The sequence below is a fragment of the Devosia sp. Z6_126 genome (assembly GCF_058133495.1).
Map to the genome: position 1 here is coordinate 1,065,931 of NZ_JBYUNO010000001.1, position 24,170 is coordinate 1,090,100.

General features: G+C 61.9%; 20 protein-coding genes and 2 pseudogenes. 12 read left to right on the forward strand and 10 right to left on the reverse strand.

The features are described 5' to 3' along the window. The first annotated feature begins 321 nt into the window (after positions 1–321). Genes AC3YOG_RS05225 through AC3YOG_RS05235 form a run of 3 tightly spaced genes read left to right on the forward strand, consistent with a single transcriptional unit; the run spans position 322 to position 5,279 of the window. Positions 322–885 (forward strand): TetR/AcrR family transcriptional regulator, encoded by a 564-nt coding sequence (locus AC3YOG_RS05225; protein WP_127754854.1) that lies wholly within the window; start codon positions 322–324, stop codon positions 883–885. 45 nt (positions 886–930) lie between these two features. After that, the gene (locus AC3YOG_RS05230; protein ID WP_489934327.1) at positions 931–2,112 is read left to right on the forward strand and encodes an efflux RND transporter periplasmic adaptor subunit; all 1,182 of its coding nucleotides are present in this window, start codon (positions 931–933) and stop codon (positions 2,110–2,112) included. Positions 2,113–2,120: 8 nt separating this feature from the next. After that, positions 2,121–5,279: a multidrug efflux RND transporter permease subunit gene (locus AC3YOG_RS05235; protein ID WP_489889611.1), complete on the forward strand. Its 3,159-nt coding sequence runs from the start codon at positions 2,121–2,123 to the stop codon at positions 5,277–5,279. A 49-nt stretch (positions 5,280–5,328) separates the two neighbouring features. On the opposite strand, the gene AC3YOG_RS05240 is transcribed toward AC3YOG_RS05235, so the two are convergent. Continuing rightward, positions 5,329–5,907 carry an alpha-ketoglutarate-dependent dioxygenase AlkB gene (locus AC3YOG_RS05240; protein WP_489934328.1) on the reverse strand — a complete coding sequence of 193 codons (579 nt, stop codon included), beginning with the start codon at positions 5,905–5,907 and terminating at the stop codon, positions 5,329–5,331. Positions 5,908–6,093: 186 nt separating this feature from the next. Between AC3YOG_RS05240 and AC3YOG_RS05245 the strand changes: the two genes are divergently transcribed. Then, entirely contained in the window at positions 6,094–7,173 is a 1,080-nt protein-coding gene (locus tag AC3YOG_RS05245; protein WP_489934329.1) for an AI-2E family transporter, read from the forward strand. 242 nt (positions 7,174–7,415) lie between these two features. After that, positions 7,416–7,625, forward strand: coding sequence for a DUF4334 domain-containing protein (locus AC3YOG_RS05250; protein ID WP_489934330.1), 210 nt, complete (start codon positions 7,416–7,418; stop codon positions 7,623–7,625). 60 nt (positions 7,626–7,685) lie between these two features. Here AC3YOG_RS05250 and AC3YOG_RS05255 read toward each other — a convergent pair whose 3' ends face one another. Next, positions 7,686–10,103, reverse strand: coding sequence for a sensor domain-containing protein (locus AC3YOG_RS05255; RefSeq protein ID WP_489934331.1), 2,418 nt, complete (start codon positions 10,101–10,103; stop codon positions 7,686–7,688). Between the two features lie 371 nt (positions 10,104–10,474). Here AC3YOG_RS05255 and AC3YOG_RS05260 point away from each other — a divergent pair. Further along, positions 10,475–11,464, forward strand: a pseudogene (locus AC3YOG_RS05260) (linear amide C-N hydrolase); the annotation flags it as partial. Positions 11,465–11,498: 34 nt separating this feature from the next. Here AC3YOG_RS05260 and AC3YOG_RS05265 read toward each other — a convergent pair. Further along, positions 11,499–11,906, reverse strand: a complete 408-nt coding sequence (locus AC3YOG_RS05265; RefSeq protein WP_489934332.1) for a VOC family protein — start codon at positions 11,904–11,906, stop codon at positions 11,499–11,501. Between the two features lie 3 nt (positions 11,907–11,909). Here AC3YOG_RS05265 and AC3YOG_RS05270 point away from each other — a divergent pair, with 3 nt between their 5' ends. Both AC3YOG_RS05270 and AC3YOG_RS05275 read left to right on the forward strand, forming a co-directional pair. Next, on the forward strand, positions 11,910–12,482 hold the full coding sequence (locus tag AC3YOG_RS05270; RefSeq protein ID WP_489934333.1) for a baeRF12 domain-containing protein: 573 nt from the start codon (positions 11,910–11,912) through the stop codon (positions 12,480–12,482). Between the two features lie 304 nt (positions 12,483–12,786). After that, the gene (locus AC3YOG_RS05275) at positions 12,787–13,491 is read left to right on the forward strand and encodes a hypothetical protein (protein WP_489934334.1); all 705 of its coding nucleotides are present in this window, start codon (positions 12,787–12,789) and stop codon (positions 13,489–13,491) included. 100 nt (positions 13,492–13,591) lie between these two features. Here the strand turns inward: AC3YOG_RS05275 and AC3YOG_RS05280 are convergent, their stop codons facing one another. From AC3YOG_RS05280 to AC3YOG_RS05295, 4 genes are all read right to left on the reverse strand, one after another. Continuing rightward, on the reverse strand, positions 13,592–14,749 hold the full coding sequence (locus AC3YOG_RS05280; RefSeq protein WP_489934335.1) for an aminotransferase: 1,158 nt from the start codon (positions 14,747–14,749) through the stop codon (positions 13,592–13,594). Positions 14,750–14,877: 128 nt separating this feature from the next. Then, positions 14,878–15,660: a MetQ/NlpA family ABC transporter substrate-binding protein gene (locus AC3YOG_RS05285; RefSeq protein ID WP_489934336.1), complete on the reverse strand. Its 783-nt coding sequence runs from the start codon at positions 15,658–15,660 to the stop codon at positions 14,878–14,880. Positions 15,661–15,680: 20 nt separating this feature from the next. Then, a complete protein-coding gene (locus AC3YOG_RS05290) occupies positions 15,681–16,358 on the reverse strand; it encodes a methionine ABC transporter permease (protein ID WP_489934554.1) in 678 nt (225 codons plus the stop codon). Continuing rightward, on the reverse strand, positions 16,348–17,445 hold the full coding sequence (locus AC3YOG_RS05295; RefSeq protein WP_489934337.1) for a methionine ABC transporter ATP-binding protein: 1,098 nt from the start codon (positions 17,443–17,445) through the stop codon (positions 16,348–16,350). Before AC3YOG_RS05295 ends, AC3YOG_RS05290 begins: the two co-directional genes overlap by 11 nt. Positions 17,446–18,079: 634 nt before the next feature. On the opposite strand from AC3YOG_RS05295, the gene AC3YOG_RS05300 reads away from it, so the two are divergent. The 3 genes from AC3YOG_RS05300 to AC3YOG_RS05310 all read left to right on the forward strand — a co-directional run bounded on the left by AC3YOG_RS05300 (position 18,080) and on the right by AC3YOG_RS05310 (position 21,734). After that, entirely contained in the window at positions 18,080–19,141 is a 1,062-nt protein-coding gene (locus AC3YOG_RS05300) for an SDR family oxidoreductase (protein ID WP_489934338.1), read from the forward strand. A gap of 493 nt (positions 19,142–19,634) precedes the next feature. Continuing rightward, positions 19,635–21,092: a tyrosine-type recombinase/integrase gene (locus tag AC3YOG_RS05305; protein ID WP_489934339.1), complete on the forward strand. Its 1,458-nt coding sequence runs from the start codon at positions 19,635–19,637 to the stop codon at positions 21,090–21,092. A 129-nt stretch (positions 21,093–21,221) separates the two neighbouring features. Beyond that, complete coding sequence (locus tag AC3YOG_RS05310; protein ID WP_489934340.1) at positions 21,222–21,734, forward strand: hypothetical protein; 513 nt, start codon at positions 21,222–21,224, stop codon at positions 21,732–21,734. Positions 21,735–21,834: 100 nt separating this feature from the next. On the opposite strand, the gene AC3YOG_RS05315 is transcribed toward AC3YOG_RS05310, so the two are convergent. Further along, positions 21,835–22,218, reverse strand: a complete 384-nt coding sequence (locus AC3YOG_RS05315; RefSeq protein ID WP_127754465.1) for a nuclear transport factor 2 family protein — start codon at positions 22,216–22,218, stop codon at positions 21,835–21,837. Positions 22,219–22,337: 119 nt separating this feature from the next. On the opposite strand from AC3YOG_RS05315, the gene AC3YOG_RS05320 reads away from it, so the two are divergent. Continuing rightward, complete coding sequence (locus AC3YOG_RS05320; RefSeq protein ID WP_127755232.1) at positions 22,338–22,682, forward strand: winged helix-turn-helix transcriptional regulator; 345 nt, start codon at positions 22,338–22,340, stop codon at positions 22,680–22,682. Positions 22,683–22,801: 119 nt separating this feature from the next. Here AC3YOG_RS05320 and AC3YOG_RS05325 read toward each other — a convergent pair. Further along, positions 22,802–23,088, reverse strand: a pseudogene (locus AC3YOG_RS05325) (hypothetical protein); the annotation flags it as partial. Positions 23,089–23,399: 311 nt separating this feature from the next. After that, positions 23,400–24,116, reverse strand: coding sequence for a FadR/GntR family transcriptional regulator (locus AC3YOG_RS05330; RefSeq protein ID WP_489934341.1), 717 nt, complete (start codon positions 24,114–24,116; stop codon positions 23,400–23,402). Positions 24,117–24,170 lie beyond the last annotated feature (54 nt).

The window sequence follows — 24,170 nt, forward strand, 5'->3', positions numbered from 1 at the left end:
CGGGCGCAGCCGGGGAGGGCAACGGCTAAAATGACAGCTGTGCCCCACCCCCTCGATTGCACCCCAAGCTCCCGTGTTCCGCTCGCGGTGAGGACGGCCGGAAGCGGCCGGACCACGCCAATTGCAGTTCATTTCTAGCAATAGGGCGAGCGGCGCGGCTGACGGATATCAAGCGCCGGCGCGAATGCGGGTGGGAGCTTGGTGGCGGTGGCGGGGTGGTGTGGCGCTGCTTTGCCCGCGGTAACCAAACGCGCGGCGCTACGCTTGACAGGGTCCGCAAGCAATAATAGCTGACTGTTCAGGAATTAATCGGGGTTGGTCATGGCGCGCCACAGGACTATCGAGGAAAACACCATCCTCGACGCGGCCGAACGCGTCATCGCCCAGAATGGCGCGGCCAATTTCACCCTTGAGGACGTCGCGGTGGAGGCGGGGATCAGCAAGGGCAGCGTCGTGCGCGATTGCGGCAGCAAGCAGGACCTGATCCGCCTCATTGTCAAACGCCGTTTCAACGAATGGCAGCGCATGCTCGACCAAGCCGAACTGGATCAGCCGGTCCAGGGCGCCTCAGGGCGCATTGCCGCCCATGTGGAACTGACAATGGCCGCCCTGCCGCAAGAACAGCGAGCCGTGGCGCGCAATCTTTGCGCCTCGCTTACCAATGATCTGGAGCTCACCAAGGTCATCAGCGAACACTATGAACGCGAGATCCAGGCGGTTTCAGCCCCCGGCGCCACGGCGGGCGCGCGGCTGGCATTCCTCGCGCTTGAGGGCATGCGCTCGCTCGAATGGTTTGGCACCCATAGCTGGCCCGATGGCGAGCGGCAGGAGCTGCTCGCCGAGATCGGCAAGCTGGCGCAGCTGGACGATCTCGACCCCCACTGAACCCCATCCACCACCATCATCTGACCAATCAGGACTACAACTCCCGTGAACTTTGTGAAACGCGTATCCGGGGCCGCCTTGGCCATCGGGCTGGTAGCCGTTCTTGCCGCTTGCAGCGATGCTGATGGACAATCTGAAGCGGCGGCTCCGCCGGCGATGCCGCCGGCCGGGGTGAGCGTTTTGACGGTCAAGCCCGAGCGGGTGGCGCTGGTCAATGAGTTGCCCGGCCGCATCGTGCCCACCCGGATCGCCGAGGTGCGGCCGCGGGTGTCGGGGATTGTCGTCGAGCGGGTGTTCGAGCAGGGCAGCCAGGTGGAACGGGGCGATGTGCTGTACCGCATTGATCCAGCCAGCTTTGCGGCGCAGGTCGCGAGTGCCGAGGCCAACCTGGCCAGCGCCAAGGCGGGGCAGTTGCAGGCGAGCCAGCAGGCCGAGCGGCAAAATACGCTGCGCGAGCGAAATGTGGCCAGCCAGCAGGTGCTGGAAAGCGCAACGGCCGCGCTGGCGCAGGCCAATGCCAATGTTGCGGCGGCCGAAGCCAATCTGGCGGGTGCCCGGCTTAATCTCGAATATACCGAAGTGCGTGCGCCGATCAGCGGGCGCATCGGGCGGGCCTTGATCACCGAAGGGGCGCTGGTCACGGCCAATAGCCCCGAGAGCCTCGCGACCATCCAGCAGTTCGATCCGGTTTATGCCGATTTCACCCAGTCCTCGGGCGAACTCATCGCCCTGCGCCGTGCGCTGGAAGATGGCACGCTGGTCAGCGCCGGCGAGGACGCAGCCAGGGTCACGCTCAAGCTCGATGATGGCAGCCAATATCCCCATGAGGGCAAGCTGCTGTTCCAGGAAGCGGCGGTGGATGCCAGCACTGGCCAGGTGACGATGCGGGCCGAGATACCCAATCCCGATGGCGATCTGTTGCCCGGGCTTTATGTGCGCGTGCTGATCGAACAGGCGTTCGACCAGGATGCGATCACCGTGCCGCAGCAATCGCTGCTGCGCGATGCCGGTGGCAATTCGCAGGTTTACGTGGTGGGCGAAGACAATGTTGCGCAGCTGCGGGTGGTGCAGGTCGGCCGCTCGCTCGGCAACCGCTACCTCATCGCGCAGGGTCTTGAGGTCGGCGACAAGGTCGTGGTGGAGGGCTTCCAGAAGATCGGGCCGGGCGCGACGGTCAACCCGCAAGAATGGCAAGCGCCGGTGGCTGACGCCGCCAAGGCGAACTGAGGACTGATATGGCTGGGTTTTTTATTGAGCGGCCGGTTTTCGCCTGGGTCGTCGCGATTTTCATCGTGGTGGCCGGCGTGCTCGCCATCCCCAATCTGCCAGTGGCGCAATATCCCAATGTGGCGCCGCCCCAGGTCTCGGTTTACGCCACCTATCCCGGCGCTTCGCCCGAAGAAATCTACCAGAGCGTAACGCGCCCGCTCGAGGACGAGCTCAATGGCGTCGAGGGGCTGATCTATTTTGAATCGACGTCCGATGCGTCGGGCATGATCACGATCAATGCCACTTTCGAGACCGGCACCGAGCTGGCCAACGCGTCGATTGACGTGCAGAACGCGGTGAGGCGGGTGGAATCCCGGCTGCCCCAGATCGTGACCCGGCTGGGCGTGCAGGTGCAGGAAGCCAGTTCGGGCTTTTTGATGATGGTGGCGCTCGTGTCCACCGACGGCAAGATGGATGCCGTGGGGCTGGGCGATTATCTCAGCCGCAATGTGACCAGCGAAATCGCCCGCATCGAAGGCGTTGGCCGGGCGCAGGTGTTTGCTTCGCAGCGCGCCATGCGCGTTTGGCTCGACCCCGACAAGATGCTGGGGTTGAACCTGACCTCGGCCGATGTGACCGCGGCGATTGCCAGCCAGAACGCCCAGGTGGCCGCCGGCCGGATCGGGGCGCAGCCCAATCCGCTGACGCAGCAGATTTCCGCCAGCGTCCTGGTGAGCGGGCAATTGTCGACGCCCGAGGCTTTTGGCTCGATCGTGTTGCGCGCCAATCCTGATGGCTCTTCGGTGCGGCTGCGCGATGTGGCGCGGATCGAGATCGGGGCGGAAAGCTATGGCTTTTCCACCCGTATCAACGGCCAACAGGCGGCGGCCTTTGCCGTGCAGTTGGCACCCAGCGGCAATGCCATGGCGACCGCCGAAGCGGTGGAACACAAGATGGAAGAACTCGCCCAGTTCTTCCCCCCGGGGGTCGAATACCGCATCCCCTACAACACCGCGCCCTTCGTTGAAGTCTCGATCGAAAAGGTGATCCACACCCTGATCGAGGCCATGGCGCTGGTCTTTGTGGTGATGTTCATTTTCCTGCAAAGCTTCCGCTACACGCTGATTCCGACCCTGGTGGTGCCGGTGGCGCTGGCGGGCACCTGCGCGGTGATGCTGGCGGCGGGTTTTTCCATCAATGTGCTGACCATGTTTGCCATGGTGCTCGCCATCGGCATTCTCGTGGACGACGCGATCGTCGTGGTGGAAAATGTCGAGCGCATCATGGCCGAGGAAGGGCTGCCGCCCCTCCAGGCCACGCGCAAGGCGATGAAGCAGATCTCGGGTGCCATTATCGGCATCACGCTGGTGCTGTCGGCCGTGTTCGTGCCGCTGGCGTTTACGTCGGGCGCGGTGGGCGTGATCTACCAGCAGTTCAGCCTGACCATGGTGATCTCGATCATCTTTTCGGGCATTCTGGCCTTGTCGCTGACCCCGGCGCTGTGCGCGACGCTGCTCAAGCCGATCAAGCCGGGGCACCACGAAAAGCGCGGGCCCTTTGGCTGGTTCAATCGCACCTTCAACCGCGCGACGGGCGGTTATTCCAAGGGCGTGGGTTGGATGGTGCGGCGCACCGGCCGGTTCATGGTGATCTACCTGGCGCTGATTGTCGGGCTGGGCTGGGCCTATATGCAATTGCCCACCTCGTTTTTGCCCAGTGAAGACCAGGGCTTTTTGATCGCCGACATGCAGGCGCCTCCAGGGGCCAGCAATAACCGCATGGCCGAGATCACCAAGCAGGTGGAAGGCATTTTCCTCGCCGAAGACGCGGTGGAAGACATTATTGCCATCAACGGCTTCAGCTTTTCGGGCGCCGGCGACAATGCGGGCCTGGCTTTCATCACGCTCAAGGATTGGAAGGAGCGCGACGAAAACAACTCCGCCGACGCCATCGCCAATCGGGTCAATGGCCAGTTGTTCGGCCTGCGCGACTCCATCTCGTTTGCGCTGTCGCCCCCGCCCATTGCCGGGCTCGGGACCTCAAACGGGTTCACCTTCCGCTTGCAGGATCGTGGATCGCAGGGACAGGCGGCGCTTGCCGCCGCCGGTCAGCAGTTGATGGGGCTGGCGTCGCAAAGCCCGGTGCTGCGGGGATTGCGCGTCGAGGGCATGCCCAACACGGCGCAGATCAATTTGATCGTGGATCGTGAAAAGGCCAATACCTTTGGCGTCAGCTTTGCCGATATCAGCTCGACCATCTCCACCAATCTGGGGTCGGCCTATGTGAACGACTTCCCCAATGCGGGGCGCATGCAGCGCGTGACGGTGCAGGCCGATGCCGGGCAGCGCATGGATGTGAGCGATCTGCTCAACCTCACCGTGCGCAATTCCAACGGGGGCATGGTGCCGCTGTCGACCTTTGCCAAGGCCGATTGGCGGCTGGGGCCGGCGCAGATCGTGGGCTATAATGGCTATCCGGCGGTGCGCATCGCGGGCTCGGCGGCCCCGGGCTTTACCTCGGGCGATGCCATTGCCGAGATGGAGCGGCTTGCCGCCCAGTTGCCGGCCGGCTTTGGTTTTGAATGGACGGGCCAGACCCTCCAGGAAATCCAGTCGGGCTCGCAAAGCATGTTCCTGATGGCCCTGACCGTGGCCTTTGTGTTCCTGCTGCTGGCCGCACTCTATGAGAGCTGGTCGATCCCGCTGTCGGTGATGCTGGTGGTGCCGCTGGGGGTGATCGGGTCGGTGCTTGCCGTGATGCTGCGCGGCATGGCGAGCGACGTGTATTTCACCGTGGGCCTCATCACCATTATCGGCCTTTCCGCCAAGAACGCGATCCTGATCATCGAGTTCGCCAAGGATAGCTGGGCCGAGGGCAAGCCGTTGCTGGAGGCCACGATCGAGGCGGCCCATCTGCGGTTCCGGCCGATCATCATGACCTCGCTGGCCTTTACCCTTGGCGTGGTGCCGCTGGCGATCGCCACGGGCGCCAGCTCCTCGAGCCAAAACGCCATCGGCACGACGGTGCTGGGCGGCATGATCGCCGCCACGCTGCTGGCAGTGCTGTTTGTGCCGGTGCTGTTCGTGTTCATCATGAAACTGGTGCGGGCCAAGCCCAAGCGCATCGGGGTTGATGAGCCCATTGCGCCAGCGGCGGCCAGCGCGCCGGCTGTTGCGGCCGAATAAGACAGGAAGGGGCAGGCAAGACCTGCCCCTTTGTTGTTGCGATGGGCTGCTAGGGCTGGTTGCGCAGCTCGCGGAAGGTGAGGGAAAACCGGGTTTGCTCCACGGGTGGAATGGAGTGCTCCCATTCGGTCCGGGCCGCGCCCGAGAGCAGATAGGCCGAGCCGGGCTCGGCGGTGATCGAGACGCGCTCCCATTTGGCGCCCGCCCTGCGCCGGAGCCTGAAGGTGCAGGCCGACAGCAACGATACCCCCACGATCGATCCGAAGACGGCCTTGTCCTTGTGCCAGCCGATGGGTGCACCCGGCCCATATTCGGTGACGAGAACCTGTTGCAGCCGGTCCGGCTCGATGCCGGCAAAGGCCGCCGCCTGATCGCGCAGCGGCAAAAGGAAAGGGGGAATAGGGTCAGTCCGCGCCAGCCGCTCGGTCGAGAAATCATAGCGCCAGCCAAAGGAAACCACCCGGCGCTTGCCCTCAAAGCCATGGAAGTCGAAGGCCTGGAACTGCAGTTGCCGCACCTGCCCGAGGACCTCCTCCTGCATGGCAGGCGGGATGGCCTCGGGGAAATAGCGGAAGCCCTCAGGGAGCATCGGCCCAGGCGAGCCGAAAAGGTCGGGTTGCGAGATCATGGGCGGAGGCTACCCGTAACGGCGGTGTGCGTCCATTGCAGCCACAATGAGGGCGGGCGAGCAAGCCCCGCGCCCAGCTCGCGGTGAAGGACCTCAACTGCTGGGGATCGAAGCTGGCGCCTCGGGGGTTCAGTACGCACGCTCTTGGCAGCAGCTGCGGAAGGCGAACCGAAAAGGGCTCCATCGATGTCGAGACAAGGCATTCAAAACATCAGCTTCGTGGCCTTGGTGGTCGCGATCACTGCAGCCTTTGTTTGGCTGCTCCTGCCCTATTACAGCGCCATTTTGTGGGCGGTGATCCTGGCCATCCTGTTTAATCCGCTGCAGCGGCGCTTGAGCGTTTGGTTCGGTGGCCGGCGCAGCCTTGCGGCCGTGGTCAGCGTACTGGCCTGTATATGCGTGGTTTTGATCCCGGCCAGCCTGGTCATTGCGTCCTTCTCGATTGAAGTCTCGTCCTTGATCCGGCGGCTCCAAGAAAGCGATTTTAGCCTCGCCGATGCCTTGGCGCAGGTACAAGCGGTTTTGCCTGATTTTGCCAACAAGGCCCTGGCCGACATGAATCTGGGCAATCTGCGCGAGATCCAGGACGGTGTGCTTTCAGCCCTTTCCAACACCGGCCAAACCATTGCAAGCGGCGCCCTTGGCATCGGGCAAGGCACGCTGCAGTTCGTTATTGGCCTGGCGATTATGCTTTACCTGTTGTTCTTTTTGTTCCGGGATGGCCGGTCCCTGGTGCTGATGATCCGCAACTCAGTTCCCCTTGACCGCACCCGGACCGACGACATTGCCGCCAAGTTCGTTTCGGTGGTCAAGGCGACGGTGCGGGGCAATGTGCTGATCGCCCTTGCCCAGGGTGGGATTGGTGGGGTTACGTTCTGGTTGCTTGGCATCGAAGCGCCGCTTCTTTGGGGCGTGGTGATGGCGGTGCTGTCGCTGCTGCCGGCGGTTGGCGCCTTTCTGGTTTGGGCGCCGTTTGCTGTTTATCTCGGCCTGACCGGCGAGATCACCAAGGCAATCATCCTCGTCCTTGTTGGTGCGCTGGTGATCAGCATGATCGACAACTTCCTGCGGCCCGTGCTTGTGGGCCGCGAAACCAGGCTGCCTGACTATGTGGTGCTGATTTCCACCATCGGGGGTTTGTCCTTGTTTGGGGCAAACGGCTTTGTGCTGGGGCCACTGGTTGCGGCGCTGTTTATGGCGGTGTGGTCGCAGTTCACCGATGATCGGCTGAGCGAGAGCAGCGAGGACACAGCCGAGACGGTTTGAGCGGTGGCGACATGGGCGACCCTGCCGGGGTTGCCGCCCTTAGCTACCGAGCTTGTGGAAGGAACGATCCCAATGGACCAGCGCGGCGGCGGGAGTGGTTGTGCTGGCGAGCACGCGGCCGATCACCAGCATATGGCGACCGAAACGCCGCGCAACAGCAGGACATTCTTGCCCTCGGCCTTACAGCCCGCCTGCAACGGCTGGGCCCCGTCCGGTTGCTGTTCCGGCTGGGCTATCGCGCCATGGCGACGGATAAACCCACTGCGCGCTTGCGGACGCTTACCTGCCGGGGTGTGCCTACCATGTCGATGATCTATGACCGGCAGCCCATTATTGACTCGTTCCGGAGGGTCACCCCTGACCTCCTGCTCGGTATGATGGATTGCCGGGGCTTTGAGCCGCTGTTTTTTGCGTTGCACCGGGACAAGGGCGGCAGGGTCGGGGCCCGGTAAAACCGGGGTTACCCCGTTACCTCCTCGATAGGCCACACCCCATGTGCAACTCGCGCAGGGTCAGGCGGAACTTGCACTCGAGCGGTCGTAGGTTGCTTCGAGTTCCATGGAGCTTGCTAAGTGCCTGACGTAATAGGGCACGCGCTCCGCGGCCATCGGCCTTGCCAACAAATATCCCTGAGCAACATCACAGCTGTTGGTGCGCAGGATGTCCCAGTGCTCAGTCGTTTCCACGCCTTCGGCAACGACCTTGATGCCAAGCGCATGGGCCAAGCCGATGACTGCCTTGACGATGGCCGTTGCGTTGGAATCCACGCCGAGATTTTTGACAAAGGACTGGTCGATCTTGAGCCAGCTCACCGGGAACTTGTTGAGATGGGTCAGGGACGCGTATCCGGTGCCGAAATCGTCCAGAGAAATGCTCACGCCGCCTTCCTGCAGACGCTGCAGGGAACGAGCGACGGTCCCCGAGTCGTCCTCGAGGAACACCGTTTCGGTCACTTCAATCTCAAAGAAACTCGCCGGAAGTCCAGCTGTCTGGAGCGATTTCAGAATGGTGGTCGCCAGGTCCATCCGGAAGAATTGTTGGGCCGAAACATTGATGGCGACGCTGCCAAAATCGATGCCTTGATCCCGCCAAAGCTTCATATCGGCAACGACCCGGTGCAGCATCCGCTTGCCCAAGGCGACCGAAAGCAGCGGATCGTCGAAGGCTTCCTTGATCAGGCCCGGTGGCTGGACGCCGTGGCGGGGCGAACTCCAGCGCAGCAGCGCTTCAAACCCGCACAACTCGCCGGTACTCAGCGAAACCTTGGGTTGATAAAAAGGGAAGACGGCGTCGCGCTCAAGCGCGTCTCGGGCGCATGACAGCGCCGACACACGCCGTTGGAGCCGGTGCCTGGCGGCTGGGTTGAAAAAAGCCAGGCGGTTGCCGCCGGAATTTTTCGCGTCATACAAAGCCATGTCGGCGTTCTTCATCAGCTCGGCCGGCTGCGGGTCGCTCTGGGGATACATTGCAATGCCGAAGCTGGCTTTGCATGACAGTTCGGCCCCCAGGTAGGAAACGGGCTCTGCCAGCACGTCCCGCATCCTCAAGGTCAACTCAGCCAGGGTAGTCTCGCTGACATCGGCGGTTTGCAGAACGGCAAATTCGTCCCCACCAATACGAGCCACGCATCCCGGAACAACGGCTTCAAGCCGTTTGGCGACGGTCGTGAGCAGAGCGTCGCCCGCGGCATGCCCAAGGGTGTCGTTGATGTCCTTGAAGTCGTCGAGATCAAGATAAACCACAGCCACGCTTCCGCCGTTGCGGACAGCAGCATCAAGGTCGCGGTCGAGGCGCTGCAGGAAATGCGCCCGGTTCGACAATCCAGTGAGGGCGTCGTGGTGGGCGAGATGGGCGATCCTGTCTCTCGCCGTCCTCACCTCGGTGATGTCCCGGAAGAATATCGACAGCCCGTCCCCATAGGGGCTGACATAGACCTCGAACCAGACATTGAGCCCTGGAACGAAGGTCTCGAATTCCGCCGGCTGTCTGATCTCGGCTACGGCTTGCAGGCGCTCGCGAAACTCGCTGTCGGGATCAAGCGTAAGCGCCTTCCACAGGGTTTGGCCGAGCCGCAAGTTTTCCGGTTTACCCGTGGCATTGAGCGCCCGCTGGTTGCGATAGGTCACGCGCCAGTTCTCGTCGACAACGACCACGCAGTTGCCGGTACTTTCAAGCAATGCTGCGAGACGTGCTTCGCTCTCCTTGAGTGCGCTGGCCGCAGCCTTGTAGGCCTGGACATCTTCGGCGGTACCATACCAGCGCACCACGTGACCTTCCGAGTCGCGCCGAGGGGCAGCCCGGACGCGGATCCAGGTGTGGTTGCCATCGCGGCGGCGGACGCGATACTCGATGTCGAGCGGTTGCCCTGAGGTTACTGCGGACTGCCAGGATGCCACCGCTGCGTCCACGTCGTCAGGGTGAAGTGCCCTGGACCAGCCTTTCCCCAGCGTTTCTTCGCGGGTCATGCCAATGAGTCTGGGCCAGCGGGGGCCGATTTCCAGCAGGTTGCCTTCAACGTCGGCGGTCCAGGGGATTTGCGGGCTCAGTTCAATCGCATGGCGGTAATGGTCCTCGCTTTCGCGCAGGGCAGCCTCGGCGATCACCCGGGCAGTGACGTCCTGGCAGATCCCCTTGACCTCGATGACCTCTCCGTTGGTGCCCAGGACAGGTTGGGTCCTGGACCACAAGTGCAGGAACTGACCGTCACCCAGAACAACCCGTGCCTGGGTGCTGTGCGGCTGCCGTTTGTCGATTGTTGCCCGCAGGTTCTCCCGGACGGCCTCCCGGTCATCGGGATGGATGCACTCCAAACTGCTTTGCAGCGTGACCTGGAACGTGGCGGGGTCACGTCCCAGCAGGTGAAAAACCTCCTCCGAGCAGGAGAACTTGCCGGTGTGAGGCTCCCAGGACCAAAAGCCCAGCTTGGCCATCCTTTGTGCTTCGGCAATTTCGGACAGCTCAGCGTTCAACTCAGTCGACATGGTCATCGCCTATAGGGGAGGTGCCGTTTCCAATCGGAGACTGCTGTCCCAGTAGGCTCCATGTACGAACAAAACGTACATATTATCGGTAATTTTGTTGATTGCCCGTGTCACCTTGTTGCTGTTTCACGTGAACAATTCAGGACCAACACTGCTGATACAGGTGCTGATGTCCGCAACAGGGAACCATGCCGGGAAGCCGCCGGACGGCTTGGGCCTATCAAGGAAGCAAGTATCCGGCAATCGAGTAGATTTGCTTGCCGGCGATTATGAGTGGTCAAACGGCACGGGCGTAATGAACCGGCTCCATCTGTGTGGAGGCCAGCATGTGCACGCGGTTTGTTTATCTGGGGGGAGACGATCAGGTCGTGACCGGACGCTCCATGGACTGGAAAACCGATATCGCCACCGATCTTTGGGCGTTCCCGCAGGCAATGCAGCGCTCGGGCCAGGCAGGGCCCAATTCGATCCAGTGGACCTCCCGCTATGGCAGCGTTGTCGCTTCGGCCCATGACAACTCGACTACGGACGGGATGAACGAGGCGGGCCTCGTTGCCAATCTGCTGTGGCTGGCCGAATCCACCTATCCCGATTATGACGGCACGCGGCCAGGCCTGACTATCGCCGCCTGGACGCAGTATGTGCTCGACAATTTTGCGTCGGTGCAGTTAGCGGTCGAGGCGCTGGCGCAAGAGCCCTTTGTCATCGTGACGGACAAAGTGCCGGGCGACGACAGGATGGCCACCCTGCACCTGGCCTTGTCGGATGCCAGTGGAGACAGCGCGATCATCGAATATGTCGGTGGCAAGCAGGTCATCCACCACAGCCGCGATTATCAGGTGATGACCAATTCACCGATCTTCGAAAAGCAGCTGGCGATGGAGGAATATTGGGAGCAGATCGGCGGCACCGTGTTTCTGCCCGGCACGAACCGGGCGTCGGACCGCTTCGCGCGCGCTTCCTTTTACGTGCAGGCCATTCCCAAGACCGACGATCCGGTGCAAACCATCGCGGCTGCCTTCAGCGTGATCCGCAATGTGTCGGTGCCCTTTGGCATCAGCACGCCCGATCAGCCCAATATTTCCTCGACGCGCTGGCGCACGGTTTCGGACCACAAGCGCAAGCGCTACTTCTTTGAATCGGCAATGACGCCCAATATCTTCTGGGTCGATATAGCCAAGCTCGATCTTTCAGCCAGTGGTAAGGTGATGAAGCTTGATCTGGGCCCCAACGAGATGAACATCTATTCGGACAGGGCCAACAATCAATTCCAGCCCGCCGAACCGTTTCAGTTCGCTGGCCTTCCCTAGCCCCTTGCGAGGGGGCTGGGTACAGGGCGCCTGATCAGTCTGCGGCCGGCGAGTCGATGACCCAGGTGACACCAAAGCGATCCATCGTCATGCCAAAGCCCGGTGACCATGGCTGCGGCTCGAAGGGCATGAGCGACGTTCCTCCCTCGGACAGCGCCATAAAGATGCGGCGGGCTTGCTCGACGGAATCGGCGGCAATGGTGACGCTGTAGCCGCTGCGGCCTGAAAAATCCTGCATGTCCTGGCCCATCAGAGCCTGATCGCCGATATCGATCCATGCATGCACGATCCGGTCAAGACGGTCCTCGGAGATGCCCGGCGCAAGTTCGGGCATGTCGCGGTGACTGATCATGGCGCGGATCTCGCCACCAAGAATGCTCGCATAGGCGGTGAAGGCTTCTCGGCAATTCCCGTCGAAATCAATGTTGGCAACGACTTTCATGGCATGTTCCTCCTTTCGGTGACGGCCTTAGCAAAGCCATCTGAACACGGATATGACTGTGCTGTCCGCGATGGTCTGCTCATGCAATCGATGACGAACGAGGCCGGCCAGTTACTACGGGCAAGGAACGGGATGCAGTTTCACTTGTTAGTGTGGGACCCCAAGGAGAATAATATGCAGTTGCCCCATGGCACGATTGTTGCCGTTGCTGACGGCGAAAAACTGAACCTGTTCCGGAACACAGGAGATGAAGGCCGCCTGCAGCTGGCCGCCGAGCCAAAGGCGTCCGTGGATGCAAGCGGCTCCGGCTCAGGTGGACATCAAAGCAGCTCGTCCAACCCAGACAACGGTCAGCAGGCAGAAGACGGATTTTCCGCTGGCGTTGTCGACGTGCTCAACGGCATGGCGCTGAGTGGCGCCGCCAAAAACATGGTTATTGTTGCGGCTCCCCGTTCCCTGGGCGAGTTCCGCAAGCGATACCACAAGTCCCTGTCAGCCATCCTGCTCGGCGAGCTCGACAAGGACCTGACCGGACACAGTCTGGCAGAAGTAGAAGCGGCTGTGGGCGCTCACTAGACCCCAGGACGCCTGGTTCAGCTTCGGCATTAATCGTTGGCGGGCGAGCCGAAGTTGGACGGAGTGGCGGGAGCGGAGTTCTTTGAGGCTCCTGAAGGGGTGCGTGCCGAGGTGCGCGCCCCATGTGCTCGCCGTCAACGCCGGGCTCGTTGCCCGATTGGCTTAGGGTGAAAATGCAACGGCCGGGCGGACGCTGCAGACGAGTTTTTCCATTGAGTGTATCCATGGAGCAGGTCCACAAGCTCCTCCGGAGCTAGCGGCCGACGTCGAGGACCTCAACTCTGCCGATTGGTCATGGAGTCTCATGCCCCTTCAGAACCGCGTTACGCCCTATGGTGAAATCGTCGATGATCCATCAAGGGGTGCTTTGATGGGAAACCGTGGAATACTGCACAAGGACGGCAGGGAACTCGGGACTGCACGATGGCGTCACCCCAATTGGGTCACCTGTGTGCTTTGCTTTGGCACTCGGCGCCGTCAGCTGATGGCCCCCGACAGCTATACCGAGCTCTTTTTCCTGGATGAGGCGACCGCCTTGTCGGCCGGGCATCGACCTTGTGCGCAATGCCGCAACAAAGACTATAAGCGCTTCCTTGCAGCTTGGGCGAAGGGGCATGGCCTTGACCAGCCGCCTACCGCAAAGGAACTGGACGCCAAACTCCATGCCGAACGGGTTTCGCCCAAGCGGCAAAAGCTTACACGCAGGGCGCCGGCTGCGTCACTGCCGCAAGGAACAATGATAACCCTCGAGGGGCAGCCGTTCCTGATCTGGGGTGCCGGAATGAAATCCTGGTCTTTTCTGGGCTACGGCGACACCCAAAGCCTGCCTCGCGACAACGTCGAGGTCTTGACGCCATGGGGGACCGTGCTTGCCTTGGCCGCTGGGTTTGTTCCCATGGTTGATGAGAGCGCCGGTCACAGAGGGGACGAGCTTGGCAGCAGTCCTCCCCGAGACTGGGGAGACGACGAGTTTGCGGGCAAGCAAGGTCACCCTCCTGGCCGGTTTTGACGAGCCGATCTCATTCTGCCGGGATTTCGGGCCTGGACCGGAACGGCCCCAGATACGCAGGCGGACTGGCTTGCTTGGACCAGCCACCCCGGGGTGTCGGTCAGTTCTTGTTTGCGCGCCAATCACGCAGGCGATCGACGCCGGCGAGGATGGTTTGCGGCGTCTTGGCAAAGCACAGGCGCAAGAGGCCGCTGGAGCGGCCGTCGCCGCGAAAGGCGGATAGCGGGATGGCGGCAACGCCGGCTTCCCGCACCAGCCGTTGCGCAAAGGCGGCATCGTCCCTGGCGGGATCATAGGCCGAAATATCGATGTTGAGGAAATAGGTGCCCTGAGCATCCAGCACGCTGAAACCGGCTTGCCGGAGCGATCCTGCCATCAGGTCGCGCCGCTGCTGCAGCTTGCTACGCAATCCGTCGAAATAGTCGGCGTCCAATCGCAGGCCGTATGCGACGGCTGTTTGCAAAGCGGGCGGGGTGGTGAAGGTCAGGTATTGATGGGCGTTGGCAATGGGGCCGAGCAGGCGAGCATCGGCGGTGACATAGCCGACCTTCCAGCCGGTGACGGAAAACGACTTGCCGGCCGAGCCGATGCGCACGCAACGCGCACGGGCCTCGGGCAGGCTCATCAGGGGAATGTGCGGGCGGCCATCAAAGGTCAGGTGCTCGTAGACCTCGTCACAGATCGCAACCAAATCGTGCCGGTTGATCAGCTCGCTGATGAATTGGAGGTCATCGAGCCCCATGAGGTGGCCAGTCGGGTTCATCGGCGTGTTGAGCACAATGGCGCGGGTTTTGGCGGTTATGGCGGCTTCAAGCGCCTCGCGCGGCAAGGTCCAGTGCGGCGCTTCGAGGGTGACCGGCACCACATTGGCGCCGGCGCGCTGCACCAGCGGGCGGTAGGAGTCATAGGCCGGCTCCAGGAGGATCACTTCGTCACCCGGGTTGAGCAGCGCAAGAAAGGCGGCGGCGAGGGCCTCGGTGGCGCCTGAAGTGACGATCACCTCGGTTTGCCAATCTACCTCGAGCCCGAAGTGGCGCTGAGCGTTCTCGGCCACGGCCTGGCGCAGCGCCGGGAGCCCCCGCATGGGCGGGTATTGGTGCGGGCCGGCCAGCATGGCCTGGGCGGCGGCCTCGACCACCTCGCGCGGCTCCAGGTCTTCGGGAAAGCCTTGCCCGAGATTGATCGCGTCATGCTCGGCCGCTAGGCGCGACATGGTCTCGAAAATGGAGACGCCGAGTTGGGAGAAGACTTCGTTCATGAACGGGATCCGGATGCCGGGTGCGGCGGCTGTTAAGGGGCGCTACGCACCCCTGCCATGGACCCCGGCTTGGTCGCAAGGGGAAGAGGCCGTCGCCGAGCAAGCCCGGCGACAGCCCTTTGTTCGGCTTACCAGCTCGCCAGGACGGCGCCGTTGAAGGTGGTGTCGACGAACTCTTTAATCTCATCGGAGTGGTAGGCTTCAACCAGCGCCTTGACCCATTCGGCGTCCTTGTCCTCGCTGCGGACAGCAATGATGTTGACGTAAGGGCCCTTGGGGCTTTCGCGCAGGATGGCGCCGTTCACTGGATCAAGCCCGGCCTGTTCGGCATAGTTGGTGTTGATGCCGGCCGCATCGACGTCGGGCAGGGTCCGGGGCAGTTGGGCGGCGTCGATCTCGAGGATTTCGAGGTTCTTGGGATTGTCGACGATGTCAGCGACGCTTGCTGCGGTACCGACGCCGTCCTTGAGCTTGATCACCCCGTTTTCCTGCAGCAGCAGCAGCACGCGGCCGCCATTGGTGGGATCGTTGGGAATGGCGATCGAGCCGCCTTCGGGCAAATCCTCGATGGAGTCGATCTTTTCGGAATAGATGCCGATGGGGAAGTTCACGGTGGTGGCGACCGAGACGATGTCGTAGCCCCGATCCTTGATCTGGTTGTCCAGATAGGGCTGGTGCTGGAACGAATTGGCATCCAGTTCACCCGAGGCCAGGGCCTCGTTGGGCACGACGTAGTCGGAGAACTCGGTGATCTCGAGTTCAATGCCCTTGGGAGCCAGCACTTCCTGAACTGCTTCGAGGATCTGGGCGTGCGGCCCCGGCGTGACGCCGATCTTGTAGGTTTCGGCAAAGGCTGGCGCAGCTGCAAGCGTCAGGGCAAGCGCCAGGGCAGGCAGGAAGGTCTTGGTCATAGAGGCATCCTTGTTGAAAGTCAGAAGCGGGCGCGCTTGTCGAGGCGGCGCGCGAGGAAGTCGCCAAGGCTTTGCACGCCCTGGACGAGAACGATGAGCACCAGCACCACGACGAGCATGACGTCGGGCATGAAGCGCTGGTAGCCAAAGCGAATGCCGAGATCCCCGAGGCCGCCACCCCCCACAGCCCCGACCATGGCCGAGTAGCCGATCAGGCTGACCACCGTCAGCGTCAGGGCCGAAACAATGGCGGGCAGCGCCTCGGGCAGCAGCACCTTTTGCACGATCTGAAGCGGGGTCGCGCCCATGGCGCGGGCGGCCTCGATCAAGCCTTGGTCCACGCCGCGAATGGCCGCTTCGATGACGCGGGCAATAAAGGGCGCGGCAGCAATGGTCAGCGGCACGATGGCGGCGCTGGTGCCGATGGAGGTGCCGGCAATCAGCCGTGTCAGGGGAACGATAGCGACCACGAGGATGATGAACGGGGTGGAACGGGCCGCATTGACCACAAGGCCGATCGCGTTGTTGATCGCGGGGGCGGCAAAGAGTTCGCCACGCCGGCTGGTGGCGAGAAACACCCCGAGCGGCAGGCCGATCAGCGTGCCGATCAGCCCCGCCACGCCGACCATGTAAAGGGTCTGGCGAATCGAGGACAACAGCAGCTTGAGGATCTGGGGGGAAAACACTTCAGGCCACATAGCCAAGCACCTCCACATCCAGACCCAGCTTTTGCGCCGCCTCGCTCAGCGCCGCGACCTGGGTGGGAACGGCCGGGACTCCCACGATCAAGGTGCCAAAGGGTTGCCCCGCGATGTGATCGACCTTGGCCTGGATGATCCCCAGATCCAGATCGAGTTGCCGGGTCAATACGGACAGAAAGGGCTGTGCCGCGTCGCCACCGGTAAAGGTCAGGCGCACCAGCGCCTGCGACGCGCCCGCGGGATCTGAGGCCAGCTTGCTAGCGAGATGGGCCGGCAGTTCGGTGCCCGTGAGACTGGCGACAAAGTTGCGCGTTGTTGGGTGCCTTGGCCGGGTAAAGAGGTCAAAGGTCGACCTTTCCTCCACGATCCGGCCGCCATCGATCACCGCCACTCGGTCCGTGACAGACTTGATGACCGACATTTCATGGGTGATCAGCAGCACGGTCAGGGACAGTTCGGCATTGACGCGGCGCAGCAGCGCCAGGATTTGTTCGGTGGTTTCGGGGTCGAGCGCCGAGGTCGCTTCGTCGGACAGCAGCACTTTGGGGTTGGTGGCGAGGGCGCGGGCAATGCCGACGCGCTGCTTTTGGCCGCCCGACAGTTCGGCGGGATAGCGCTGCGCCTTGTCGGCCAGCCCGACAAGGTCGAGCAGGGGCGTGATCCGCGCCTTGATCTGGGATGAGGGGAGGCCAGCAATCTCGAGGGGCAGCGCAATATTGTCATAGGCGGTGCGGCGCGCCAGCAGGTTGAAATGCTGGAAGATCATGCCGATGGAGCGGCGCTGCTCGCGCAGGGCATGTTCGGGCAGGGCGGAAATCTCGACACCATCCACCACGACCCGGCCACTGCTTGGCCGTTCGAGCCCATTGACCAGCCGGATCAATGTCGATTTGCCGGCCCCCGAGCGCCCGATAACGCCCAAGATGGAGCCTTTGGGAACATCAAGCGTAATGGCTTCCAAGGCACTGACGGCGCCCCCGCCGGAGCGCGCCGGATAGGTCTTTTCGACGTCCCGCAGCGCGATAAGGGGCGGTGCGTTGTCAGTCGCCGTTGGAGCGGGAATGGGATGTAGATGAAGGTTCACTGGGTATCCTGGTAATCAGGGCGTAGATTGGCGACTCGGCACCTCAGAGTCGAGCCAAGGCTTGCTTTGCATCGAGCCGGCAGGAAAACTTCGTTGGCACCACGCCCTAATTCTTAGTTCGGCATTCCTGCGGCTATGTCCAGCTCTGGTGCATATAGCGCTGGGCAGGCTTGTGCCAACCAGAGTTTGCCCCCGTGCTTGCATAACCACGGTGCCGCAGGCGATCACGCCGGCGGAATGCGTCGGCCTAACTGGGTATCAAAGGCGGTTTGCGGAGCCTAATCGATGGCTAAAGCTGAGCCAGCCTGGATGGACTTCATGCCGGGTCTGCTGCTCGGCCGAACGGCGCAGAATGCGGTCCGCCACCTTTGGGACAGCGTAGGAAGTTCGGAACCCCAACCTTGCCGTGTGGGTTTGGACAAGCACCGGCGATACCAGCAGTTGACAGCGGAGCATTTCGGTCGCCTGGCTGATCGCGTTCCTTGTTCCGCTCCTTGGGACAGCAACGGCTTAACCGACCAATCCGCTAGCGCAGCTTGAAGAAAGAGGGGTGCGAAGGTCACTTCGCACCGCCATTGCTTGTGCTGGGGAGTTGCACCCGACCTGAATTCGACCTTTCATGATGGAGAAGATTATGGCCAAAACGGCATTGGTGGTTGGCGCAAGCGGTATCGTGGGAAGCGCGACAACCGCTCTGCTGGTTTCGGAGGGTTGGACAGTCTACGGGCTGGCCCGGCGTCCCCTTGCACAGGCGGGGGTTACACCCGTTACTGCGGATCTGCAGGACGCCGGAGGGACGGCGGCAACCTTGAAAGACCTCAAAGTGGATGCGGTTTTCATCACCACGTGGCTGCGCCAAGACAGCGAGGCGGAGAATATCCGCGTCAATTCAGCCATGGTGCGCAATCTGCTGGACGGATTGCGGTCAAGCAACAGTACCCGCCATGTGGCGCTCGTCACCGGGCTCAAGCACTATCTTGGCCCTTTTGAGTCGTATGGCAAAGGTGTGCTGCCACAAACCCCGTTCCGGGAAGATCAAGGCAGGCTGGACGTCGCTAATTTTTATTATGCACAGGAAGATGAAGTGTTTGCCGCCGCCGCGCGCGACGGCTTCACCTGGAGCGTTCATCGCCCGCATACCGTCATCGGCAAAGCTGTCGGTAATGCCATGAACATGGGAACGACCCTGGCTGTTTACGCCTCGCTCTACCGCGAACTCGGACGTCCTTTCCGCTTCCCGGGATCAGCGGCGCAATGGAACGGACTGACGGACATGACGGATGCGCGCCAGCTCGCGCACCAGCTGCTGTGGGCCGCAACCACCCCGGCCGCCGCCAATCAGGCGTTCAACATTGTCAATGGTGACGTGTTCCGGTGGAGCTGGATGTGGGCTCGGATTGCTGAGTGGTTCGGCCTAGAGCCCGCGCCGTTCGACGGCACAGTGTTGACGCTGGAGCAGCAGATGCAAGGCGACGCCCCCATCTGGAAGCAGCTTGCCGAGCGCCACGGCTTGGTCGAGCCGGAGCTTTCGCGCCTGGCTTCACCCTGGCATACCGACGCTGATTTGGGGCGCCCGATCGAGGTCGTCACCGACATGGGCAAGAGCCGCAGTTTGGGCTTTACCCGCTATCAGCCAACCGATCAGGCCTTTTATGACCTGTTCACCCAGTTGCGCGCTGATCGCCTGATCCCATAGGTGGCACCGGACCAATTTGCTGTTTTGGGGTCAGCCAAGGAGCAGAAGCATGTCTCCCCACCTGCTCTCGACCCTGAACTGATGCATGAAGCGCTTGCCGAGCCGGGCATGCTTACCGCAGGGCAAGGATTGTGGCCTAGCGCGAGCTCCCGGCGACTGCCGGACATTTCGGTCGAGAGGCATCTTGCGCCGGCCGATCAGCGCAGGAAATGAGCGACCCGGAAGGGCCACAGTCCCTGGTGCTGAAAATGGATACTGGGGCTAATTCTACGGGGTACGCAAATGGGGTACGTGTTGGGGTACGCGACTGATTTTGCGGGGCCGCTACTCCCTGAAGTTGCAGGGCTTTCATGCGTCGCCGGAAAATGGTGGAGCTGAGCGGGCGCGCTCGAGGCAAGGATTTTCCTAGTTGTTCTTTAACTAGATGCCCGTTTTCCGGACGCTTGCGGGTACCCTATTGGGGTACGTACAGGGGTACGCGAGAGGCATTATCATGGCCCGCACCGCCGCAGGCGACAAGCGATTTCTGGAACTCCATCACGGCAAGTACCGCGTCGTCATGACGGTACCCAAGGCCCTGCGTAAGGCCATGGGAACGACCAAGCTCAAGCGCCAGCTCGGCACCGACAGCCTGGCTGTCGCAAACGAGACGAAGTGGGCGGTCGTCAAAGACCTCAAGGAGGAAATCCTCGCTTTCGAGCGCCAGACCTTCGGAGCGGGTCGCGCCGACCGGCAAGCCGTCCTGCAGCAGGCTGCGGAATTGGCGAAGACGCTGTCCGACTACGGTCCCGAAGAACGCGGCAGCCTTGCGCGCCCTATCATCGAGGACACGGTCCAAGGCATCCTGGGCAAGCCTGTGGGCTATCGGGAGGTCTCGCCATGGATGGTTCGTACAGGCGAGGCCGGCGATGCCGGAACGCGCATTCCGGTCTACGATCCCCACCGTGAGCGCCTGGCGGACGATTTCGTCAACGTGGCAATGAACGGCGGCCTTCCCATCGCCAATGCCGACGCCGCCTACAAGGAGAAGCGCCTCAGGGTTTCCCCGCGCACCGCAGACGACCATGACCGGGCACTCCGGATGCTGGCGGCCTTCTGCATCCGCCAAGGATTGGGCGACGACGCGGCCAAGGTCGACGAGTACGTGGTAGCCGATTTCGTTGCGCACCTGGAGAACGAACATGGCATGGCGGCGCGTACGATCAAGAAGTACGTGTCCCGGCTCAAACTCTATTTCGACTACCTGAAATCCTTGCGGCAGATCACCGCCAATCCTTGGAAGGAGGCGGTGGTCTATATGCCCACGGCCAAGAACAACGAGTTGGAGCGCCCGTTCACCGAGCAGGAGGTCGTCACGCTGCTGACGGGCAAATGCAAGCAGGCATTGCGCGACGTGATGATGATGGGTGCGCTCACCGGCGCGCGCCTCGATGCCGTGGTCGACCTTAAAGCGGGGGACGTCATCGACAACAAGGCGTTCCGCTTCAAACCGCAGAAGCGCGAAAAGGGCGAACGCTACGTGCCGATCCATTCGGATCTGATGGAAATCGTAGCGCGCCGGACCAAAGGCAAGGGGCGGGGAGACGACCTCTTTCCGGAATATCCGCGGGATCCCGACAAGCCCAAGGTGGAGCGGAGCTTCCGCGCCAGCAAGCATTTCACCACCTATAGGCGCTCTCTGGGGGTCGATGACATGGTGGCCGGCAAGCGGCGGTCCCGCGTGAACTTCCACTCCTTCCGGCGCTGGTTCATCACCAAGGCCGAGCGTAGCGGATCGCCGGAGCCACTGATCGCGGCGATCGTGGGCCATACCCGCAAGGGGATGACGCTCGGTCACTATTCCGAAGGACCGGAGATGATCGCGGCACGGGAGGCGGTGGAGAGGATCAAGCTGCCGCCGCTTGATGGTTCACCAGTCATCCAGCCGGAGGCGATCACGCCGCGGTCATGAACTCTACGAGCTCCGAAAAAAGCTCATCCGACCGACCGGTCGGGTCGCTGATCCGGAAAATGCTCGTTCCCTCCGAGATTCCGTAAGGAAGCAGCGACGCAGAAGCCGCCGAACCCGAAAACCAGCTATATGCCGGCCGCTAACGACCCCATTCCTACCATTCCAGAAAGGCTCTACGGTGGAGAGAAGCGGACTTTCGAACAGGCCAAGATGACGCGCAACTCGAAACAGAAAATCGCCCTACTAGCATTTGTTCTCTGTCCAGCAACCATGATGTCTGCCTCAGGTTCAGAGGCAGACCTGTATGATGAGCTCAGCCAACATCTGACAACGGTGGCGGTTAAGCGCGGGCATGGCCTTCTTCCAGACGTCTCAGCCGAGGTTTGCCCCTTGGTAACCAGCGAGAACCTCGAGCTTCTACGCAACGCCCGCCCAGCGGATGTGAAGCTTAATGTCGGTTTAGCGCACGCAACGGGTTTCCCTCCTGGCACCACTCACTGGATCGTCAGAGGTCATTGGCTAGATATTTGGGAGCGAATGTCTCTCGCCATCAACCTAAACGATGCTGGGTTTTGTCAGGCATTTGCCGGTCCCCTGACCGTGGAAGAGCCCAATTTTGATTTTAATCGCGAGGGTATTTAAGGCCTCTGCGGAACGTCAGACTAACTTCATCTGGCTCCCAAACCGGACAGTCTCCTACCCACCCAAAGGGGCGGTCCGGAGCCGAGCCGGAATGCCGCTCTCATCGCCGCAGGCGCTTGGCTGCGGCACCGTCGTCGCAAATGTGCAAGCGAACCTCCACCAGCTTGCTTCCAGCAAACAGAAACTGCTCGGCCAAATGGATTGTCCCGGCAGAACCGACCAGACCTGCGCGAATGGTGGCGAACACGATATCCCCATCACCGTACACTCCAAGCAGCTCAAAGCGCTCGAAGTCATAGAACGCCCGCACCGCGGGATAGAACTTCTGAAACTCACCTAATCCCCGATATGTCCCCCCGAAGGGCAGGGACGCTGGTTCATGCATGATCAGGTCATCGTCGAAACGATCGGGGTAGTCCTCGAGGCGCCTCTTTGAACTGATCATTTCCTGGATGAACGCCTTGTTCTCGTCGGTTAAGCTCATATGGCAGCACTCCCGATTTCCGCCATCTCTGGCCGCTGTGTCGGCAAACTGTGTGATGCGGCGGGCACGAACAAGTACGCACAAGTTTGGCTGCGAGTACCATTCTTGAAAGTAATGCGATGCGCTGGAAGCGGTCTGAGCAGAGAACGGGATGCCCGATAGAGGCAACCCTTTCCGTTGTGGGCGGGGTGTGGAAGCCACTGATTTTCTATGCACTGCTGAGCGGACGACGTCGCTTTGGCGCACTTCACCATCTGGTCCCCGGATCGACACCGAGGATGCTGACGCTGCAGCTGCGAGAGTTGGAGCAGGACGGAGTCGTCGTCAGGACCGTCTTCGCCGAAGTTCCTTCCAGGGTCGAATACGAACTAAGCCCGCTGGGCCATTCCCTGGAGCCCGTCCTCGCCGGGCTGCATGAATGGGGGATCCTGTATCGTCGGCAACTGCAACCCCCGGAGGAGTAGCATCCATTTGCCAGGACCTGGCCGCCCGTTGTGCGGCTGGTCGGCGTATTGGGCTCGTGTGGGCACAGCAATGAGCTGTACCAGCGCCGCCGACAGTGACAGGAAAGTGCGTCTGAGCATTATGCCCTCCTCTTGCCTGATGAACGACTATCCGTGTCGTGAGCTGACCATGCGCGCCATGACGCCGGCGAAGCGAGGGTCAGCGTCCTGCCCGGTCCATGCACGGCGGCGAACAGCAAGCCGGCCATGAATGTGAGATGGTTGATGAAAAACCCCACCTGCATCGGGTTCCCCTGCCAAGAGGGGGCCCGTAGAATGCAAAGCCGAGGAACAGAACATAAAGGCCTGCCAACGCCGCCGCCTCCCGGAAAAAGGCACCTGTCAAGAAACCGAGGACAAGACCAAGCTGACGAGCAGGGCTTTTCCAAGCAGGGACAAAAATGGAGTGCAGAGCAGAGACTTCCGCCTGTGCTAGCGCACGTCTCACAAGGCCCGAGTATGCCGGGCCTTCTCATAGAGCGGCAGCTTCTGAAACGTGGCCCCCGGAATCTGCCAGTCCGCTACCCACCCCGACTTTGCCGTTAGTATGGTCTGTCGACGATGGCAGCTTTCTGGAAAGCTAAGACGTGGGTAGCGCGACCATGCGTTGGAGCGTGCTCCTGCTCGGGCCGATCCAGAGTGATGATAGCGTGGCGGGGCGCCTGAGCTTTGGCGCCATCACGAGTTGCGCAAGTTGCGCTCCACGCTTTGCAGGTGTTGGCGCATGACGGCAGCAGCGCGGCTGGTATCGCGATCGGCGATGGCGTCGACGAGTTGCTGATGCTCTACAAAGCTGTGGTGATCGCGGGCGGGGCGGTCTGGGCCCCGCAATCGGCCCCAGGTTACTTCGCGTCGCACGGCATTGAGCGTATCGAGAAGCCCAAGTAGCAGACTGTTTTGAGTCGACTCGCCGATCAAGCGATGCAGGCGATTGTCCCATAACTCGTATTGTCGCCACGACGCGGCCTCAAGGGTGCGGGCAATGCAGTTGCGCATCTCGGCAACTTGCGCTGGCGTCGCATTAAGCGCGGCGGCCCGGGCGATTTCAGGTTCAAACACGCTGCGGGCGCCCATTACCTCGATCGGGTTGCTGCGCTTCGCCATCGCCGACACATCCGCGAAGTTGTCGAAGGGGCGGCTGCCCCAAAAGGTGCCCTTGCCAACCTGGCGCCAGATGTGACCCTCGGCCTGCAGCACGGCAAGGCCTTTGCGCAAGGCGGACCGCCCTACACCGAGGGCTTCGGCTAGCTCTCGCTCGGGTGGCAGGCGCCGGTCCCCCGATAACTCGGTTTCGGCAAGAAGCGCTCTGAGCCTCTCGCACACCTCCGCCGCCCCCTTGCCGATCCCTACCTTGCCGGTTGTGGGTTCCAGCGATCTGTTCCCAGTGCACCGCATTTATCATCGTTTTACCCCCACAAGGACCCGACATCGGCTGAATTCCTCCATGAG